The organism is Sphingobacterium shayense (assembly GCF_013179575.1).
In the GTDB taxonomy this organism is placed as follows: Bacteria; Bacteroidota; Bacteroidia; order Sphingobacteriales; family Sphingobacteriaceae; genus Sphingobacterium; species Sphingobacterium shayense.
The window spans coordinates 1-2,472 of the sequence record NZ_JABMCQ010000285.1; the positions used below are offsets into that span (position 1 = coordinate 1).

Annotated in this window: 3 protein-coding genes; all 3 read left to right on the plus strand. The window is 43.5% G+C overall.

The genetic code is table 11. From position 1 onward, the window contains the following. On the plus strand, positions 1–735 hold a 735-nt coding region (locus tag HP439_RS18710), incomplete at its 5' end, for an ImuA family protein (protein ID WP_216657907.1). 43 nt (positions 736–778) lie between these two features. Next, complete coding sequence (locus tag HP439_RS18715) at positions 779–2,221, plus strand: Y-family DNA polymerase (RefSeq protein WP_246229421.1); 1,443 nt, start codon at positions 779–781, stop codon at positions 2,219–2,221. A gap of 5 nt (positions 2,222–2,226) precedes the next feature. Continuing rightward, on the plus strand, positions 2,227–2,472 hold a 246-nt coding region (locus tag HP439_RS18720), incomplete at its 3' end, for a PHP domain-containing protein (RefSeq protein WP_172391846.1).

A 2,472-nucleotide genomic window follows, 5' to 3' on the forward strand; every position in this document is an offset into this window, starting at 1 on the left:
ACAGCAAAAAAAGAAATCATAAAAAAACTTCAAGAAAAAATACTTTCTCTAGAAGGTTTCAAAAGTACAACAACCGATTTACATCGGGAAGATTTTGGCCTACAGGCAATGGAGAAAGCGTTTCCTGGGCACACCTTCCCAAAAGGAACAATTCATGAATTTATCAGCCAAACAGCAGCATCTGCAACTTCTGCAAATGGTTTTGTTTCATCAATTTTATCCATATTAATGAATAATGGCTTGCCCTGCCTATGGGTTAGCACCAAACGAAGCTTATTCCCTACAGGCTTGGGCTATTTTGGTATCGAGCCCCATAGGATAATATTCATCGATGTTAAAAAAGATAAAGAAGCCTTATGGGTAATGGAGCAAGCACTAAAATGTAATGCCCTTTCTGCGGTAGTAGCTGAGCTGGGGGAAGTATCTTTCACCGAATCACAACGTCTCCAACTCGCTGTAGAAAAAAGTCAGGTAACAGGCTTTCTACATCGCAGAAAACCTCGCCGTGAAAATACACTTGCATGTACAGCACGATGGAGAATCATCCCTGTAGCAAGCCAAATTGAGGATAATCTTCCTGGAGTCGGTTTTCCTGTATGGGAAGTAAATCTCGAGAAAATACGAGGAGGTAGACCTGGCAAATGGATCCTAGGGTGGAGAGGTAACAAATTCACATCTATTACTTCACAGCAATCATCTCAACAGCACACATTAAAAATTAAGCATTATGCCTAAACGATTTTTGTCCATATGGTTCCCCTACTTATCGATTGATAATATGTTAAAAAAACATCCTGATTTTACTGATAGGCCTTTCGTATTATGCGCTACCGAACATGGAAAAATGATCATCAAAGCAGCAAGCCCACAAGCACGAAAAGAAGGTATCCAGGCTGGAGATGTACTTGCTAGCGCAAAAACGGTGCTACCCAGATTAGAAAGTTTTCAAGACGAACCGGCAACCACACAAAAGCTCTTAAACGCACTTGCTGAATGGTGCTTACGTTTTTCCCCAATTGTTGGCCTAGATGCTCCGGATGGATTACTCATAGACATCAGTGGATGTGCTCATCTTTGGGGGGGTGAACGCCCCTATATAGAAAGTTTAAAGCATAGACTAGCCCGGGGAGGATACCAAGTGCAAGCTGCTATCGCTGACACTATTGGGGCAGCCTGGGCTCTGGCACACTACGGAGTATCGCAACCTATAGCAGAACATACACAGCATGCCCAAGCACTCAGCCAGCTCCCCCCTATAGCCTTACGTATACCATCCTCTACCGTACTTCGTATGCAGAAGCTTGGCTTTAAAAATATAGGTCAGTTTATGAATATGCCTAAAAGCTCTCTTCGAAGACGCTTTGGCGACAATTTATTACAACGCTTACATCAAGCACTGGGCAACTATCCCGAAGCTCTTATCTCTATACAACCTGTAGCTCCTTATGAACAGCGGATGCCTTGTCTAGATCCAATATGTACAGCTACAGGAATAACTATAGCTTTGCGAACCTTACTCCAAGAGCTTTGTTCGAGGCTTCAAAAAGAAGGTAAAGGTCTGCGTAGTGGTATTTTTAAAGGGCACCGAATCGATGGCAACATTCAACAAATACATATTGGCACAAATAAAGCTTCCCATAATGTAGCACATCTTTTCAAATTGTTTGAACTCAAGATCCCAACAATTGAGCCAGCTCTGGGTATTGAATTGTTTGTACTAGAAGCTTCAATCGTAGAAGATACGGAAGCTTCACAAGAAACCTTATGGGGTAATCGCGGCGAGCAAAGTAAGGTAGCGGAGCTACTGGACAATATTGCAGGCAAATTAGGCACGAGTATCATTCGCCGCTACCTACCGGCAGCGCAACACTGGCCTGAACGGTCAATAAAAGCAACTCATTCACTTCAGGAAACACCTTCCATGCCTTGGCCCAACAACCTCAATAGACCTATTCACCTACTGACCAAGCCTGAGCCTATTGAGGTAACTGTACCCCTACCCGATTATCCTCCAATCCTGTTCATTCATAAGAAAAAAGTATATAAGCTCACAAAAGCTGATGGACCAGAAAGGATCGAGCAAGAATGGTGGTTAGAAGATGGAGAAGCCCGAGACTACTATCGTGTAGAAGATGATCAAGGGGCTCGATACTGGCTATTCCGCCTCGGCCAATATGGGAAAGGCACACCACAGTGGTTTTTGCATGGATTTTTTGCTTAAAGAATATGAACTACGTAGAACTACAGGTAACCAGTAATTTCACATTTCTGCGCGGAGGATCCCATCCTGAGGAACTCATAGAAACCGCAGCTGCACTTGGGCACAAGGCTATCGCCCTTACCGACAGAAATACTTTAGCAGGGATTGTCCGTGCCCATATAGCCGCTAAAAACAAAAACATCCGTTTTATTCCCGCGTGTAGATTAGATCTGCTAGACGGCCCTAGTCTTTTAGCTTTTCCAGAGAACAAA

Coding starts and splice junctions, on each gene's coding strand:
- HP439_RS18715 (WP_246229421.1), top strand. CDS start 779: ATGTTAAAAAAACATCCTGATTTTACTGATAGGCCTTTCGTATTATGC.